Source organism: Dictyoglomus sp. SSW (assembly GCF_055181335.1).
Genome location: NZ_CM143705.1, coordinates 403,628 through 420,827, shown reverse-complemented (window position 1 = coordinate 420,827; position 17,200 = coordinate 403,628). Strand labels below are relative to the sequence as shown.

Here is a 17,200-nt window from a genome sequence, read left to right as displayed (position 1 = left end):
CTCTAATCTCCTTCACCATAAAAGACATATTTCTTTTCTAATTTAAACTCTATATAGGTAACTAAAAGGATAACATTAGTAAGAACCCATGATATAGCGGATGCTTTTCCAATTTTAAAGTATTGAAATGCATTTTGGAAAAGATAATAAACGATAGTCAAGCTATGTTCATCAGGTCTTCCATTAGTAGCAATATAGGATATATCAAAAACTTGGAAAGCCCATATAAAGGAGGTAACAATAACAAAAAAGGTTGTTGGAGATATAAGCGGTAAGGTAATCTTAAAAAAGATATCCCACTGATTTGCTCCATCTATCTCTGCAGCCTCATATATCTGGGGATCAATTGCTTGTAAACCTGCTGTAAAAAGAACAATATTATATCCTAAACCTCCCCAAACTGATATAATTATCAAAGATGGAATAATCCAATTTGGATCTCCTAACCAATTAGGTCCATTTATTAAAAACAATTTTTTAAGAAGAAAATTAACCACTCCCACAGTAGGATGTAAAAGCCATACCCAAACAACAGTATTAGCAACCGCAGGAGTAATCGAGGGAATAAAATATATGGATCTTAAAAATGAAAATATTCCTTTTGGTCTATTCATAAGATAAGCTAATAATAGAGATAGGAATGTCACTATAGGAACAGAAAAGCTAAAAATTAATGTGTTCCTAAAAGATTTCCAAAACATATCATCTTGAAGAAGATTTATAAAATTGCCAAGCCCTATAAATTTAGGAGGAACAATAAGATCCCATTCAGCAAAAGCCAAGAATATAGAGAAAAGTAATGGTCCAAGGCCAAAGAAAATCAACCCAAATAACCAAGGGCTTAAAAATATATAACCTACTATATTCTCAATTTTAGAGGCTTTTGTATTTTTCATTGTAAAATACCTCACTTATTTAACTTATCCCAAGCTTCTTTTAATATTTTGTTTACTCTTTCTTCTGCTGTCTTGGCTGCTTTCTCTATATCTACCCTCCCTTGCCATGCATATCCTAAGGTGGTCTCTAACATATTGTTCCACTCAAGCCAGGATGGAGTAAAATTTAATGACTTTAATTGTCCTTTCTCATATAACTCAAATATCTTTAACGCCGGCCTTATATTCTCCTCATCAAAATATACCCTCGTCTTTGTCTTCAATGCTGGTATGGCCTGATACCCTTTACCCATTATCTCCTGCCCTTTCGGTCCTACCGCAAACTTTATAAACTCCCATGCCTCCCTGGGATATTTCGACTTCGAGTATATGGCTAAGGATAACTGGTTTACTGTCATGTGCCTACCCGCTGGACCACTTGGTATTGGTGCTATCCCCCACCTAAAAGGTAATTTCTTATACCCCACTATAAAGGATGTGATCCCTGTGGTCATCGCAAAATTCCCTGTCATAAATGGGTCTGCTAATCCTTGCATAAAACTCTCTGATGGACATACCTTATATTTATACCTTATATCATACATGAACTTTAATCCCTCCAAAGATTTAGGATTTGAGTATATTACACATGCTCTCCTATCCTTTGTTAATATCTCTCCCCCTGCACTCCATATGATGGGATACAATCCTCCTTCACCCCATGTTGGTATATATAAACCCCAAATCTCTGGAGTTCCATCTTTATTCTCATCTATTGTTAACTTTTTTGCTGCATCCAACCATTTATTCCAGTTCCATGTCCAATCAGGATATCTTACCTTATACTTGTCAAATAAATCTTTGTTGTAATACATTACACCTCCAATGGTAATATCCCTTACCATAGCATACTTCTTACCATTCCATTCACATACCTCAGGATCATAGTAATAGTTTTTTAGATTTATCTCTTTATTCATCCAATCAGTAATATCTAAAAATACACCTTTCGAGGCTAAATCAATAAAATAAGCACCATCCATGAGTATTACATCAGGAGCATTTCCTGCAGCAATCCTATTTTGTAGCTGTTGCCAATAAGCTCCCCATGCTGTCGATTCTAATCTTACAAAGATCTTATTCTGGGATTGGTTAAAAGATTCAACTATCTTTTTCTCTATCTCTATTTCCTTTAGATCTCCCCACCTCATGTAGACTATCTCTATTTTACTTTGTCCAAATAAAGGTAGGCCTATCAAAATCAAAGTTATCAATAGAAAAATAAATCTCTTCATTCTTTAACCCCCTTTAAAACTTCACTACTTTGGAAAGATTTCTTGGACTTTCCACATTTATATTCTTATAATAAGCTATCTTTAAGCCAAGAATCTGTCCCCATAATACCTTAAGGAAGATGCTTTCTGGCAAATAAGATACAGGAATGTGATCTCCATTATCCCCAATAGTAATAACCTTTGCTCCATAAGATTCTAATTCTTGTATAAGATCTTCTTCTTCTTTTAATCCTCTTCTAAAGAGAGATACTAAAAAACCCTCTTCTACTAGTGATTTAGGACCATGTCTATATTCAAAAGTAGAATAAGCCTCTACCTTTGATAGAGACATTTCTTCCAGTTTTAAGGCAGATTCTCTAGCAATTCCCTCTTCCACTCCAAGTCCCAAAAAGACATAATGTTTAAAATTTAGATTCTCTTCAGCTATCTCTTCCATTTTTTGAATAATCTCAGGTGTCTTTTGCACAAGCTTTCTATAAGTATTAAAACCTTCTCCCATCATATAACTTGCAATAAGTTCTAAAGACAAAAGAATTCCAGAGAAAGATTTTGTCATCACAATAGAATCTTCCCTAAAAGGAAGTACTATGCTTACATCAGATATTTTTGTTAAAGAACTCTCGGGTTCCAAAGTTATGCCTAAGGTTGGAATATTCATTTTTCTAAAAACTTTTCCTGCTCTAATCACTTCTGTTGATTCTCCTGATCGAGATATTAAAATAGCTGATCTTTTTAAAGATTTATTTCCTATATTCTCATGGTATGCAAAATATATTTCTCCCCCAGGAAGAAATTTTGTCTCCTTCCCTGTTTTTAATGTAAAAAATCTACTAGCAGAAAGGCTTAAATATAAGGATGTACCACATCCTATAAAATAAATTAGATCATTTTCCAAGATAAAAGATGGTATCTTTTCCTTAGCAAGGTAATTCTCCACATATTCAAGGGTAAGAGGCAAAATTTCAACTTGTTCTTTTATCTCCTTTTCTACTAAAGACATTTTTTACCTCCTTTATCTTGAGGATTAATACCTCTTTTTTAACTTTTGATCATTTATAGCCCATATATTGATTGTTTTTAGATTATTATAGATAGTATTTGATAGTTTGTCAATGTTTTCAAAAAATAAATTTATCACAAACGTTCTTCTTTGATTGACAAAAAATACACTAAGTTTATAATTTTTACTAAAAATAATTATCACATAATTAAATAAACAAGGAGGTGCAAAAAATGAAAGAAATCTTGTAATTTATTTACCATATTCCTCCAAGAATTCTTTTTGGACCAGGTAGTCTAGAAAAATTAAGAAATGAAAAATTACCAGGGGAAAAAGCCCTTATTGTTATCTCTGCAGGTGGCTCTATGAAAAAACTTGGATATTTAGATAGACTTATTGATATATTAAAGAGTTTAAAAGTTGAATATGTGGTTTTTGATAAAATTCTTCCTAACACAGAAAAACCTGTCCTACAAAGAGTTACAATAACTACTACAGCTGGTACTGATACAGAAACAGATCCCTGGAAAGTTATAAGCAATGTTGAGAACAATGAAAAATTAGAAGGATTCATTGTAAATATATTAGAAGGACTAATTATGAGCTTGGAAGCACATCATTCGCTTTTTGTTTCCAAATTAATAGAAAGATACATACAGCTCGCGAAAGCTATGGGGTTGACATAGATTCTCTTCCCTATGAGGAAAGACCATATGCCTTTGTAAAAGCTATGAAAAAATTACAAGAAGAATGTGGAGTAGGCAATTTAAAGATGTCTGACTATGGAATAAGGAGGGATGAAATTGAGAAATTAGCAGATAATGCTATAAAAACTATGGGAGGACTTTTTGAAAGGGATCCATATAAATTGAGCTTTGAAGAAACTACTGAGATATTAAGAAAAGCATACCAATAAAAACGGATAAAAACTTATGGGAGGAGATTATATCATGAATAAGATTCCTGTAATTCTTGATACCGATATAGGCACCGATATTGATGATACATGGGCTCTTATTATGCTTATTAACTCTCCTGAACTGGATGTTAAATTAATAACTACAGTAAGTGGAGATACTATTTATAGGGCAAAAATTATTGCCAAAATACTTAAAATAGCAGGAAAAAAAATACCAATTGGTATAGGTATAGGAGATCCTAAAAACTCTTTGAATTTTCAAGAACCTTTTGTAAGAGATTTTGATATAAATTCCTACGAAGGAGAAATATATGAAGACGGTATTCAAGCTATGGTTGATCTAATAAAAAATTCAGAAGAACCTATTACTATAGTATCTATAGGGCCTGCTACAAATATAGCAAAAGCAATAGAAATCTACCCTGATCTACCTAAAAAATGTAATTTTGTTGGAATGCATGGAAGTATATATAAAGGATATGGAGGTAAAGATGGGAGAGATCCAGAGGCTAATGTAAAGTCTGACGTCCTTTCCCTTAGAAGAGTTTTCTCATCTAATTTTATAAGTAAGCTCATAACTCCTCTTGATACATGTGGTTTAGTTTTCTTAGATGGAGAAAGATACAAAAAGATATATAATTCAGAAAAACCCATTCTAAAAGCCTTAATAGAAAATTATAAAATATGGGCAAAACTTGTAACATGGACAAAAGTTGATTCAGAAAATCACTCATCAACACTTTTTGATACCGTTGCTGTGTACTTAGCATATTCTCACGAATTTCTTGAAATTGAGCCGATAAAAATAAAGGTCACTGATGATGGATATACAGTGCCAGATGAAAAGGGAGATGAAATATTAGTAGCTATAAGATGGAAAGATCTAAATGCCTTCCTTGATCATTTGGTAGAGAGATTAATGGGAGAGGAATAAGAAGTAAGAAGAAAGAGCCCGTAGCCTATGAGCTACGGGCTCAATTTACTTTAATCCTATTAATAAGGAATCACCATTGAATGGAGACATTTTAATTATTGTTTCACCTTCTGATTTTTTAACTTCTGGCACAAAAAATTTTCTTTCTATAAGCTCTATTCCTTCCCATTCATAATCCTCATCTAACCTCAATCTTATATTAAAATTATATGGATTATATATTACAATTTTGTTTCTTCCTTTAGATACTCTTATCTCTTGGGTTTCATTTATGAGTAAATCATTTGCTGGTTCTATATCATATAATCCATACTTTTCAAAAACCCATTTGGCAAAACTCAAATCATAAACTCCGGGAAACACTAAGGCATTTCTCCAATAATAAGGAGGTAAATATTCTGAAAGAGAATATTCAGCTAATCCTTTCTCCCAGGACCATATACCATGAGCTCCATATGTTACTCCAGCCTTTGCACCAGAGAGGAGACTTTGCCATACAGCCTTTCTTACATCATTCCTTGTAAATCTTCCATATACATTATAATTTCCTATAGATCCTATTCCTTCATAACATGGCTCTCCATTAACAATAGGCCTCTTAACTTTTTTATTATAAAATTTAAGGGCTGTTTCATATGCCCAATGCATTTTATCTTTAAAATGACAAGATTGATACATATAAAAATCATAGTAAGGAGAATTAATTATTTCCTCTGGTACATCAGCATAACCACCACAAAGATGCAATGTCGTTAAAGAATTTGGAGCATATTTTTTAGCCATCTCTAATGCCTTTAAATAGTATTCTGTTGCTCCCTCTCCTTCAAAATTAGTATCACCAGATATGATAAATATAGGATTATAATCCTTAAACTTGTTTATCACATAATATAGATACTCCTCTAAATTTTCCCTGGGTATAACGTGAGAGACACCTTTTTCTGCTAACATCTTAGATAACCAATTATCTGGTACGTAATTTGCCCAAAGTATTACTAAAGCAGGAATTAGGTTTCTTTCAATCATCATCTCTACCATGTTTCTTGCTCTTTCAAAATACTTTTCATTTATCTTATTAAAATTCCATTTTCCATTAGGAAATACTTCAAAGGGATCCATATAAATATCGGTAGTACTCCTATCCCATTGAGGAAGAACATCAATTTGGATAGTATTAAATCCTTGTAATCTTCTATAATTTAAATAATCTTTCCATTCCTCTATGGTGATATTCGTAAAGGCACTCCAGCAAGTATCTGCAAAATAGAAAAACACTTTTCCATCTTTAATAAAATAATCCTTTGTATCAGATATCCTTATATACCCCATATATAACCCCCATTATTTAGAATTAGAGAATAGCCAATCTACTACCTCTTCACTCTCATAAGCAGGCACCCAAGATGCATGAGGATGATACCCTATAGATTCAAGATAATCCTTAGGAAATTCTGTATATTTAACCTTTCCTCCTATATCAACCAATTTTCTTACTATCTCACGAGATAAGAAAACAGGCACTAATGGGTCGTCCTCCGCATGAAATACCCACATTGGAATATCCTTTATTCTATCTACTCTATTTAAATCTCCCCCACCGCATATGGGAATAGCTGCCGCAAAGAGTTCGGGATGCTCCATAAGAATAGCAAAAGTACCATATCCTCCCATAGAAAGTCCAGTTATATATATTCTATTTTTATCAATATTATACTTAGATATTAAATCCTTAATAAGATTTGCTACAGCCAAAAGCTCTTTATTCGCCTTAAAAGGATTTCCACCAGTAATAAGTCCTGTCCAACTACTATAAGGAGGACATTGAGGAGCAAGTACAAAACAAGGATGCTCTGCTTGATGTCCAGGCTCTGCCCAAACTATAGCCCCTCTATTGCCTGCAAGAGGCAAATAATTATCATTTCCCCTTTCTCCCGCTCCATGGAGAAAGACTACAAGAGGATATACTTTAGAAGAATCAGTATTCTTAGGGATAAATAAACGGTATGGTAGATCTACATTTAGCTCCTTATCATGATATAATTCCGCTATAAAATCATCAATAATCAAATGTTTCTCATGGGTATTTTCCAAAGAAAAGGTTGGAATCTTCTTACCATCAATAGAATATATATCAGTCTTCTGAGTTACTAAATACTCTAATTTATGCCTACCCGTTAAAAACCTATTGTTATCAAAATATGTTGTAATAGCATTCATATCCTTGGGATCTAACTCTATAATTACATATCTTCCTCTATTGGCAAAAAAATTCATTACTAATCTTCCATCTGAATTTGCATATACCCTTTTTACAGTTCTTTTTCCCATATTACCAATCTTTGACTCAACTTCAAAGATGTTTGGAGCTAATCTATTCCCATCTACTTCATAAGCATATTCAATAACTACAGCATAAACCTTTTCTCCTTCAGGAAAAACTTTGGTAACCAAAGTAATACTTTTAACCTCATCCATAGAAAAACTCACCTCCAATAATAATAGAACTAAGAGTAAAAAAATAAAAATTTTACTTCTCATTCTTTACACCCCCAATAATAGATATTTACTGACTATTTTATCATAAAATTAAAAAAAATATTATTAAAAAGTTTTCTAACTCCAATCTAGATTTTCCAATTCATCTTGCGATTTAATTTTAGGAAATACGCTATTCATAATCTTATTCTTATAGCAAAAAATTAGTTATTGATATTTACTTTTTCATTATATATAATATACCTGTGCCTTAGTTTTTAATAAAAATTTTACTTAAAAGAGGGGGTGCAACCCTTGAAAAAAGTATTTTTAGTCTTAGCCATCCTCTTGGTACTTTTCTCCTTTACTGGTACATCAGCCCAAGTACTACCCCAAGGTATACCCAGAGACAAAACTTTAATTCTACCATTTCTTTTTGCTCCTTTACCTGTACCAGGTAATTGGAACCAGTGGGCAGGATGGAGAGCCCAAAACTGTGGTCTTCACCAATTTGTAACAGAGCCGTTATGGACATTAAACCCAGATGTAGTAAAGGGTGGAATTATAAATGCTTTAGCTTCCGAAGGTCCAATATACAATAAAGATTTTACAAGACTTGTTATTAAATTAAGAAAAGGTATCTACTGGAGTGATGGTGTTGAATTTACGGCAGATGATGTAGTGTTTACAATTCAAAAAGTAAAAGAAACAGAAGGACTCGATTATCATGGTGCAATGCAAGATGTTAAAAGAGTTTATGCTACTGACAGATATACAGTAGTTGTAGATCTTAATAAACCAAACGCCAGATTCCATACCTTCTTCTTAGAAAGATGGGGAGCTCTTAGACCCATGCCTAAGCATATATTTAGCAAAGTAAAAGACATACTTACCTATGATTTTAACCCACCAGTAAGCTTAGGTCCTTATGTATATGTAAGCCATGATCCTGCTGGTTACTGGGTACTTTGGAAAAAGAGAATAGATTGGCAAAGAACTGTCACAGGACAATTATTTGGAGAACCTAAACCAGAGTATGTATTATTTATCCATTATGGACCTCCTGAAAAACAAAATATGGCTATGTTAAGACATGAACTCGATGCTATCCAAGGGACCGCAGAGCAAATGCTAACAATGCTAAAGATGAGTAATACAACACGAAGTTATCGTGATACATGGCCATATATTGACCCAAGAGATATCTCTACAAGAGGACCTGCCTTTAACCATTTAGTATTCCCTTATAATAATAAAGATGTAAGATGGGCTCTTGCTTTATCAATTGACATCGTAGAATTAGCCATATCAACATATAACGGAATGGTGGCTATGACCCCTGGACTTCCTCTTGTGGTAGGTAAAAACTTCTACGACTGGTACTTCAAACCATTAGAAGCATGGTTAAAGAATCTTACCCTTGATATCGGTGGTGGAGAAAAATTCAAACCATGGGATCCAGATGCTCCCTGGAGACTCCTTGATTGGGCAAAGAAAAACTATAAGGTAGATATTGATCCTAAAAATAAGGAAGAAGTACAACTAACATTAGGATACGGTTGGTGGAAATATGCTCCTGAAGTAGCTGAGAAATTACTAGTAAAGAATGGATTCAAGAAAATAGGAGGAAAATGGCATCTACCTGATGGAAAACCATGGAAGATAACCATATTAAGAGGGCCTGATCCCACTGATATGTCAAACATTGTAATTCTTGGAGTTGCAGAACAATGGAAGAAATTTGGAATTGATGTTGTATTTAATGTATCTGCAGCAGCTGCAACTCTTGCCTTAAATGGACAATTTGAAGTATTAAATACAGGACATGGTGGGTTTGCTGGTGAACCTTGGGGATTACATCCTGACCTCTATCTATGCTTCAATGCTATGAACAGTAAGTACGTAAGACCTGTTGGAGAACCCACACTTGGATGGGCATGCAGATGGAGCGATCCAAGAATGGATAAGATAATCTCTTCTCTTGAAAAAACTCGCTGGAGTGATCTTGCCACTATCAAAAAGCTTGGTCTTGAAGGTTTAAAACTTCAAATAGAAGAAATGGTTGCTATTCCTTGTTTCAATTGTCCTATTGCTATTGTCTTTGATGAATATTACTGGACCAATTGGCCAAGCCCTAAGAATGACTACGCACGTTGTGATAACTTCACAACTTGGCCTCAATTAAAATATATTCTCCATCAAATTAGACCAACAGGAAGAAAGTAAACATTGATTATAGGTCAGGCAAGGTTAACACCTTGCCTGACCTTCAATAAAAGGAGGAATAAAGGAGAAATGTCTTTTATAAAAAGATATTTAATACCAAGATTAATCCAATATGTAATAGTAACTTTTCTTGGTTTAACTGCAATATTCATTTTCCCACGTCTCCTTCCTGTAGATCCAGTTAAGCAACAACTTACTCAATATCAAACCTTTGGAGTATATGTTTCTCCTGAACAACAAGAAGAAATAATCAAAACCCTTAAACAATTGTATGGTCTGGAAGGAACCCTTTGGGACCAGTATATAATGTTTTGGAAAAGATTTTTTAGTGGAAACTTTGGTCCTTCTCTTTCTCGATTCCCAACACCTGTAAATCAACTCCTTGCTATGGCTCTTCCATGGACCTTAGGGCTTCTTTCTGTAACAACCATTTTAAGTTGGATAATAGCAGTCATTGCAGGGGGTATTGTAGGATATTTTAGAAAAAAGTGGATGGAAGCTATTGATATATTAATCATGATTATAAGACCTATACCTTATTATATAACTGCTCTTATATTTCTTATTTTATTTTCCTATATATTCCCCATATTTCCCTTAGGGGGAGGTATAGGGGTAGGAAGAACTTTGTCTTTTAACCTACAAACTATTTTAAACATAATAAAACATGCCACTTTACCAGCCTTAACTCTTCTTGTAGTGGGAATAGCCTGGCAATTTCAAAGTATGAAATTAATTGTTCAAAGCATACAGACAGAAGATCACGTAATATATGCAAAAACAGCAGGAGTAGATGAGAAAAATATAGTTTTTAGCCATATCATAAAGAATGCCATGTTACCTATGATAACCCAATTAGGACTACAATTTGGAGGAATATTTAGTGGGGCATTAATCACAGAGATGGTCTTCACCTATCCAGGAATTGGGCAGATTTTATATGATGCCATAATGAGAGCTGATTATAATTTAATTATGGGAATTATGTGTATATCTGTGGTAGCAGTTACCACATCAGTTTTATTTTTAGATCTTATTTATCCTTTCTTTGATCCAAGAGTGCGTTATAGATAATAAACTTAATTCTCATCGGAGGATGAAAAAAGTGAATACTGTTAAAAGCTTAATTTATGATCTTTTTAAAGACTATAGATTTGTTGTCGCCTTCATTATTATTTGCATATTTATTCTTTTAGTTATCCTTTCCTTTTTCTCACCTTATAATCCACAAAGGATGTATCAAGTACCTTCTGGCCTACCACCATCTTTTAAGTATCCTTTAGGTACTAATTGGTTAGGACAAGATGTATTTTGGCAACTTACCTTTGCTGTAAAAAATTCTCTCATAATCGCATTAGTTACTGCTTTTTTCTCAAGAATAATTGCAGTAATTATAGGAATTTTAGCAGGCTACAAAGGTGGGACAACCGACAGAGTCATAACTACAATAGGAGACACAACCATGGTACTTCCCTTCTTAATAATTCTTATAGCCATATCTATGATTCTTAAAGACTGGACAAATAACTTCTTTAATTTAGGAATACTATTAGCTTTCTTTTCATGGGCTTGGGATGCAAGGGTAATTAGATCACAAGTTTTAAGTTTAAGAGAAAGAGAATTTGTAAAAGTAGCAGTACTCTCAGGTATGCCCACTATAAGAATTATTAGAAAACAGCTTTTACCCCATGTACTACCAATAGTCTTTACCACATTTATAAACAATATGTCTTGGGCTATTGGTATGGAGATCACTCTTGCATATCTTGGCCTTGGTATAGATCCTACAGTACCTACCATAGGTACCATGCTCCAGACAGCCATATATAGGCAGGCTCTATTCATGGGGCTTTGGTGGTGGCTTCTTACTCCTATAGTTACTGCTATTCTTCTTTTTGTTGCTTTATATTGGATATCAGTAAGCTTAAGTGAATATTTAGATCCAAGAGCCCGATTCCAAAGAATTGGCTTTGGAAAATAACAAATATTTAGACTCACGCCATTTATGGAGGAAGATTAAAAATGGAAAAAGTATTGGAGGTTAAAAATCTAAAAAAGATATATTCAATAGGAAGTATATTTTCAAAAGTTAAAATAACTGCAGTTGATAATGTATCCTTTTATATAAATAAAGCTGAAACATTTACCCTTGCAGGAGAAAGTGGTTGCGGAAAAACTACCACAGCTAAAATAATTTTAGGATTTGAAGAACCAACTTCTGGAGATATCATTATAGAAGATAAACCTATTCAAAAGAATAAATTTCAAGATTTTAGAAAAAAGGTCCAAGCAGTATTCCAGAACCCCTTTGAAAGCTTTAATCCTCTTCTAACTATAGATGATATTTTCTATGAGACTGTATTTAACTACGAAATGGCTAAAAATAAATCTCATGCGGAAGAGATAATCAATGAGAAATTAAAAGCAGTAGGACTATCTTTTGATGAAATAAACGGTAGATATCCTACTGAACTTTCTGGAGGACAACTTCAGAGAGCATCCATTGCAAGATCTCTTTTAACCAATCCATCTATATTAATAGCAGATGAGCCAGTTTCAATGGTAGATGCATCCTTAAGAATGTCAATAGTAAATCTTTTCTCAAAATTAAAGAAAGAAACAGGACTAAGCGTTCTATACATAACCCATGATCTTGCCACTGCCTATTATGTTAGTGAGCGAATTGCAATAATGTTTCGAGGAAATATTGTAGAAATGGGACCTGTAGATAAAGTACTAATTCATCCTAAACATCCTTATACTCAACTTCTCATAGAGTCTATACCTGAAGCCGATCCAGATAAAAAATGGAAAAGAAAAATAAGTATTGCAGATACTGAATATACAGAATACCTTAAAACAGGTTGTAAATTTGCAGGAAGATGCCAAAATGTAATGGAGACTTGTAAAAAAGAAGAGCCAAAAGAAGTAACGGTGGATAATGTGATAGTTAAGTGCCACCTATATAATGGGAGGAGAGCATAAAAATGAGCGAAGTATTAAAAACTGAAAATTTAAAAGCCTTTTATATCCTGGAATATTGGGGAGAAAAGAGAGTAATTAAAGCAGTCAATAATGTTAACCTCAGTATAAAACAAAATGAAATATATGGTATTGCAGGAGAAAGCGGTTGTGGAAAATCTACTCTTTTAAAAGCATTACTTGCTAACTTAGACCCTCCACTCCAACTTATAGATGGAAAATTATTTTACAAAACAAATGGAGATTTTATTGACGTTTTTTCTCTTACCAAAAAAGAGATTAAAAATTTAAGATGGTCCTTCATCTCTTATATACCCCAAGGGTCCATGCATGTATTAAACCCTGTTAAAAAAGTAAAAGATTCCTTTTTAGAAATTTTAGAAAGTCATATAAAAGCAAAGGATATAAAAGAATACTTTGATCTAATGAGAGAACATTTAAAAGATTTAGGGCTATCTCCTGAAATATTAGAAGCCTATCCCCATCAACTTTCAGGAGGAATGCGTCAAAGAGTTGTAATCGCTCTTGCAACCCTACTGCATCCTCAAGTGATATTAGCAGACGAACCAACTACTGCCTTAGACGTTGTGGCCCAAAGAGCTGTCATTCAGCTACTCAAAGATATCCAAGAAACATTTAAAAATACCATTATTATAGTAACCCATGATATGGGTATACATGCTCAACTAACTACAAGAATGTCTATAATGTATGCAGGAAAAATAATTGAAGAGGCACCAACTCAAGAAATATTTAAAAATCCTATCCATCCCTACACCAAATATCTCATACAATCTCTCCCTAAAATAGGAGAAAAAGAACAAAGAGAAGGTATATCTGGAAGTCCACCATCACTAATATACCCACCACCAGGATGTGCTTTTCATCCCAGATGTCCAGAAGCAAAACCAGAATGTGCTGAAGAAGAACCAAAACTTATAGAAGTTTCTCCTCAACATAAAGTTGCCTGTTTTCCAAATTAGTTTTACAAAGGAGGTATTAATATGCAAAAGATAAATATAGATAGATCATGGGAATACTTAGAAAGTCCTCTTAACTATATTGACTCTGTTATGAGAGAAAAAAACTGGATTCCAGTAGATTTGCCCCATGACATAGCTATTGAAAAGGAAAGAAGAGAAGAAAATCCGTCAGGACCTGACGAAGGATTTACCGCTGGATGTAGCCTATTTTACAAAAAAGAGTTAGATTTTGGAAAAGAATACAAAGATAAAAATATAATTTTGGAGTTTGAAGGAATAATGGGAATCTCTGAAATATTTATAAATGGTTTCTTAGTAAAGAAACATTTTTATGGGTATACAAGCTTCCTTGTAGATATAACTAAGTATGTAAAAATTGGAGAAAAGAATATCCTTATTGTGCATGTAGAAAATACCCATAAACCGAGTTCTCGTTGGTATGCAGGAACAGGTATTTATAGACATGTTTGGCTACATGTAGGAGATAAAGTCTATATAAAACCATGGGAATTTCATATAACATACGACATATTAAATAATGAAAAGGCTATTATATATCCCAAAGTTATATTAAAAAACACCGATGACAAAGTTCAAAATGGAAAATTAGTCTTTGAAATCTTCTCAAAAAATAACGAGTTAATAAAATCAAAAGAGATAGATTTTTATTTAGATTCAAAAGAAGAAAAAGAATTTAGAACAGATATAGAACTTTCTAATTTTATCTTTTGGGATATAGAAAATCCTTATCTCTATAAAATCAGAGCAAGAGTAATAAAAAACAATAAAGAAATTGACACATCTGAGACCGAATTTGGTATTAGAAGTATAAGTATATCTCCTGAGGAAGGGCTTAAACTCAATGGTAGACCAATAAAACTAAAGGGTGGATGTATACATCATGACCATGGGATTTTAGGAAGCAAAAGTTATGACAGAGCTGAAGAAAGAAAGGTAGAAATTCTTAAAAATAATGGATTTAACGCTGTAAGGCTCGCCCACAATCCCTATGCTCCCTCTTTCTTATCTGCTTGCGATAGGCTAGGACTATTAGTAATTGACGAATTCTTTGATGTTTGGACATGCGGCAAAAAATCCTATGATTACCACCTATATTTTGAAAAATGCTGGGAAGAAGAGGTAGAAAGCACTATAAAAAGAGATTTCAATCACCCCTCCATCATTATGTGGTCTATAGGGAATGAAGTTACATGGGGATCTGGAATAGACTGGGAAAGAGAAGAAGGATACTCAAGCATATATGAATGGAGTGATAAATTAGCTAAAAAAGTAAAAGAGCTTGATCCTACAAGATTTGTTACTTCTGCCTTTTGTGGACTTTCTTTTGAAAGTATAAATGTAGAAGATATGGAGGAAGACAATATTGTCCTTTTAGGTATATGGAAGGGCAATGAGGAAACAAAAGAAAGATGGGGAGAAATAACAAAGAGATTCTTTAAACTCTTAGATGTGGCAGGATATAACTATAAGATTGAAAGGTATGCGTACGATAGGATTAAATATAAAGATCGTATAATATGTGGCACTGAGACATTCCCTTACACCATGTATGATAACTGGAAAGAAACATTAGAAAATTCAAATGTTATTGGAGATTTTGTATGGACTGCCATTGACTATCTTGGAGAGGCAGGAATCGGAAGAGTATCTATAGATAGAGAAGAAGCCAATAATTTCTTAGGAAAATATCCATGGTTTTTAGCAAATTGTGGAGATATTGATATATGCGGAGAAAAGAGGCCCCAATCTTATTACAGAGATATAGTATGGAGAAATAGAAAAGATCCTATTATATTTGCACTTCCTCCAGAACTTTACGGGAAAAAATTATACATGAGAGCATGGTCATGGGAACCAGTAGAAAGAATCTATAACTTTAAAGGATATGAAGGAAAACCTATAAGAATATATATTTATGCAGATGCTGATGAAGTAGAACTCTTTCTAAATGGAAAATCTCTTGGAAGAAAATTATCAGGAGAAAAAGTAAAATTCAAGACTATTTATGATATTACTTATGAACCTGGTGTATTGGAAGTAATAGCTTATAAAGATGGAAAAGAGGTTGGTAGAGATCGATTGGAAACTACTTCTGATCCTTCAAAGTTAATACTTATTCCTGATAGAAAAGAACTAATTTCTTATGGAGATCTATGCTATGTAAAAATTATAGCTGTGGATGAAAAAGGCTTGGAAGTACCCGATGCAGATAATAAAATAACAGTAGAAGTAAAGGGAAGTGGAAAATTAATAGCCCTTGGAAATTCGGATCCATTTTTCCATGGATCTTTTGTAAGCTCTCTTGGATATCTATATAAAGGGAAAGCCTTGGCTGTCATAAAGAGTATTGAAGAAGAAGGAGAGATTTATATAAAGGTATCGGGAGACATGCTAAAAAGCTCAGAAGAAAAAATTTACATTAAAAAGGAAAGACCATAAACCATATTAAAGAATTGATAATTATCTATATAAAATAGAAAATAGAAACCTGAAGGGGAAAGGTTGTCCATTATTTTAAACCTTCCAAAGTTGATTTGTGTTAACTTTTCAATATTTGATGAAAACAAACTATAATAATATCTTATAAAAAGGGATTTATACTCTTCTTTGAAAGATAGTTCCATAACGAATTCATCCTTTTCCCCTTTATGAGCTATACCTATATTTAATTCCAAAGGAAGAAGTTGAATAAAGTCTTTACAACCCTCATAGCCACTTATTAAAGGTCTAAAGACAATATAGCCATTCTCATCCACATACTCTCTATCAGTAGATGTCTTAGCCTCAGTATATGGAATATGGAACCAAAAAATTTTTCCCCATAAATCTTGAATATTTATATAAAAGGAAAAATTTTCAAAGGGACTAAAAACAATCTCAAAATCAAAGGAATAACCTATGCCTTTACCCTTTGCATTATCCATACGTGTATAAAGTAAATTTTTGTTATAAATATAATCAAGTAAAAGATCAAAGCTATATGTTACCTCATCTATCCTGGAAAAATTACCTTTCAAAACACCATTTTGATAATCAAGGCCTATGTATAATTTAGGACTGAAATTCAGAGCCAAAAAATCTCCAAGATCCACCCTTCTTTTCATATAAATACCACCTACAGAATACCCTTTAATCTCTCCATAAATATCATAATCACCTACTGATAGATCATTATTAATCAATCCCTTTATAAAATTCAACGTGGAATTATTAATATAACCATAGTATTCACTATAGAATAAAGCTCCTATTTCAAATCCCTTAAAAGAAACTTTCATTTGATTCCCATACAACATGAACATATGATTCTTTAGATTTGTGTTTATATCTCCATTTAAAATACCATCCCCAGAAATACTAATAAAATTACTTAAAGATATACTACTAAAAGAAAAGAATGCATCACTTGAAAAGGAAAAACCATAACAAATCTTAATAACAAAAAAGAATATCAGAGGGATCAATTTTAACTTCATAGAACTAAAAGGGG

15 protein-coding genes are annotated in these 17,200 nt (G+C 33.1%); 9 read left to right on the top strand and 6 right to left on the bottom strand.

The window, feature by feature from the left end:
* Positions 1-2: 2 nt before the first annotated feature.
* From ACY3JM_RS01895 to ACY3JM_RS01885, 3 genes are read right to left on the bottom strand one after another with little or no spacing between them, the layout of a single operon-like run.
* Positions 3-896, bottom strand: coding sequence for a carbohydrate ABC transporter permease (locus ACY3JM_RS01895; protein WP_463083100.1), 894 nt, complete (start codon positions 894-896; stop codon positions 3-5).
* A gap of 11 nt (positions 897-907) precedes the next feature.
* Positions 908-2,170: an ABC transporter substrate-binding protein gene (locus ACY3JM_RS01890; protein WP_463083099.1), complete on the bottom strand. Its 1,263-nt coding sequence runs from the start codon at positions 2,168-2,170 to the stop codon at positions 908-910.
* A gap of 13 nt (positions 2,171-2,183) precedes the next feature.
* Entirely contained in the window at positions 2,184-3,170 is a 987-nt protein-coding gene (locus tag ACY3JM_RS01885) for an SIS domain-containing protein (RefSeq protein ID WP_463083098.1), read from the bottom strand.
* Between the two features lie 254 nt (positions 3,171-3,424).
* On the opposite strand from ACY3JM_RS01885, the gene ACY3JM_RS01880 reads away from it, so the two are divergent.
* The 3 genes from ACY3JM_RS01880 to ACY3JM_RS01870 are packed head-to-tail and all read left to right on the top strand — an operon-like array spanning position 3,425 to position 5,023.
* Positions 3,425-3,856 (top strand): iron-containing alcohol dehydrogenase, encoded by a 432-nt coding sequence (locus tag ACY3JM_RS01880; protein WP_463083609.1) that lies wholly within the window; start codon positions 3,425-3,427, stop codon positions 3,854-3,856.
* A 44-nt stretch (positions 3,857-3,900) separates the two neighbouring features.
* Positions 3,901-4,086: a hypothetical protein gene (locus ACY3JM_RS01875; protein ID WP_463083097.1), complete on the top strand. Its 186-nt coding sequence runs from the start codon at positions 3,901-3,903 to the stop codon at positions 4,084-4,086.
* 34 nt (positions 4,087-4,120) lie between these two features.
* Entirely contained in the window at positions 4,121-5,023 is a 903-nt protein-coding gene (locus tag ACY3JM_RS01870; RefSeq protein WP_463083096.1) for a nucleoside hydrolase, read from the top strand.
* Positions 5,024-5,068: 45 nt separating this feature from the next.
* On the opposite strand, the gene ACY3JM_RS01865 is transcribed toward ACY3JM_RS01870, so the two are convergent.
* Positions 5,069-6,352 (bottom strand): apiosidase-like domain-containing protein, encoded by a 1,284-nt coding sequence (locus ACY3JM_RS01865; protein ID WP_463111565.1) that lies wholly within the window; start codon positions 6,350-6,352, stop codon positions 5,069-5,071.
* 12 nt (positions 6,353-6,364) lie between these two features.
* The gene (locus ACY3JM_RS01860; protein WP_463083094.1) at positions 6,365-7,561 is read right to left on the bottom strand and encodes a prolyl oligopeptidase family serine peptidase; all 1,197 of its coding nucleotides are present in this window, start codon (positions 7,559-7,561) and stop codon (positions 6,365-6,367) included.
* A gap of 279 nt (positions 7,562-7,840) precedes the next feature.
* Here ACY3JM_RS01860 and ACY3JM_RS01855 point away from each other — a divergent pair, with 279 nt between their 5' ends.
* From ACY3JM_RS01855 to ACY3JM_RS01830, 6 genes are all read left to right on the top strand, one after another.
* Positions 7,841-9,724, top strand: a complete 1,884-nt coding sequence (locus ACY3JM_RS01855; protein WP_463111792.1) for an ABC transporter substrate-binding protein — start codon at positions 7,841-7,843, stop codon at positions 9,722-9,724.
* Positions 9,725-9,793: 69 nt separating this feature from the next.
* Entirely contained in the window at positions 9,794-10,798 is a 1,005-nt protein-coding gene (locus tag ACY3JM_RS01850; protein ID WP_463083093.1) for an ABC transporter permease, read from the top strand.
* Between the two features lie 22 nt (positions 10,799-10,820).
* Positions 10,821-11,705 carry an ABC transporter permease gene (locus tag ACY3JM_RS01845; protein WP_463083092.1) on the top strand — a complete coding sequence of 295 codons (885 nt, stop codon included), beginning with the start codon at positions 10,821-10,823 and terminating at the stop codon, positions 11,703-11,705.
* A 41-nt stretch (positions 11,706-11,746) separates the two neighbouring features.
* Positions 11,747-12,709 carry an ABC transporter ATP-binding protein gene (locus ACY3JM_RS01840; RefSeq protein WP_463111564.1) on the top strand — a complete coding sequence of 321 codons (963 nt, stop codon included), beginning with the start codon at positions 11,747-11,749 and terminating at the stop codon, positions 12,707-12,709.
* A 2-nt stretch (positions 12,710-12,711) separates the two neighbouring features.
* On the top strand, positions 12,712-13,689 hold the full coding sequence (locus ACY3JM_RS01835) for an ABC transporter ATP-binding protein (RefSeq protein WP_463083090.1): 978 nt from the start codon (positions 12,712-12,714) through the stop codon (positions 13,687-13,689).
* Between the two features lie 21 nt (positions 13,690-13,710).
* Positions 13,711-16,149, top strand: a complete 2,439-nt coding sequence (locus ACY3JM_RS01830; protein ID WP_463111563.1) for a glycoside hydrolase family 2 TIM barrel-domain containing protein — start codon at positions 13,711-13,713, stop codon at positions 16,147-16,149.
* Here the strand turns inward: ACY3JM_RS01830 and ACY3JM_RS01825 are convergent.
* Positions 16,125-17,186 carry a hypothetical protein gene (locus ACY3JM_RS01825; protein WP_463111562.1) on the bottom strand — a complete coding sequence of 354 codons (1,062 nt, stop codon included), beginning with the start codon at positions 17,184-17,186 and terminating at the stop codon, positions 16,125-16,127. The two genes, ACY3JM_RS01830 and ACY3JM_RS01825, sit on opposite strands and share 25 nt — an antisense overlap.
* Positions 17,187-17,200: the final 14 nt, after the last annotated feature.

Coding starts and splice junctions, on each gene's coding strand:
- ACY3JM_RS01895 (WP_463083100.1), bottom strand. CDS start 896: ATGAAAAATACAAAAGCCTCTAAAATTGAGAATATAGTAGGTTATATA.
- ACY3JM_RS01890 (WP_463083099.1), bottom strand. CDS start 2,170: ATGAAGAGATTTATTTTTCTATTGATAACTTTGATTTTGATAGGCCTA.
- ACY3JM_RS01885 (WP_463083098.1), bottom strand. CDS start 3,170: ATGTCTTTAGTAGAAAAGGAGATAAAAGAACAAGTTGAAATTTTGCCT.
- ACY3JM_RS01875 (WP_463083097.1), top strand. CDS start 3,901: ATGAAAAAATTACAAGAAGAATGTGGAGTAGGCAATTTAAAGATGTCT.
- ACY3JM_RS01870 (WP_463083096.1), top strand. CDS start 4,121: ATGAATAAGATTCCTGTAATTCTTGATACCGATATAGGCACCGATATT.
- ACY3JM_RS01865 (WP_463111565.1), bottom strand. CDS start 6,352: ATGGGGTATATAAGGATATCTGATACAAAGGATTATTTTATTAAAGAT.
- ACY3JM_RS01860 (WP_463083094.1), bottom strand. CDS start 7,561: ATGAGAAGTAAAATTTTTATTTTTTTACTCTTAGTTCTATTATTATTG.
- ACY3JM_RS01850 (WP_463083093.1), top strand. CDS start 9,794: ATGTCTTTTATAAAAAGATATTTAATACCAAGATTAATCCAATATGTA.
- ACY3JM_RS01845 (WP_463083092.1), top strand. CDS start 10,821: ATGAAAAAAGTGAATACTGTTAAAAGCTTAATTTATGATCTTTTTAAA.
- ACY3JM_RS01840 (WP_463111564.1), top strand. CDS start 11,747: ATGGAAAAAGTATTGGAGGTTAAAAATCTAAAAAAGATATATTCAATA.
- ACY3JM_RS01835 (WP_463083090.1), top strand. CDS start 12,712: ATGAGCGAAGTATTAAAAACTGAAAATTTAAAAGCCTTTTATATCCTG.
- ACY3JM_RS01830 (WP_463111563.1), top strand. CDS start 13,711: ATGCAAAAGATAAATATAGATAGATCATGGGAATACTTAGAAAGTCCT.
- ACY3JM_RS01825 (WP_463111562.1), bottom strand. CDS start 17,186: ATGAAGTTAAAATTGATCCCTCTGATATTCTTTTTTGTTATTAAGATT.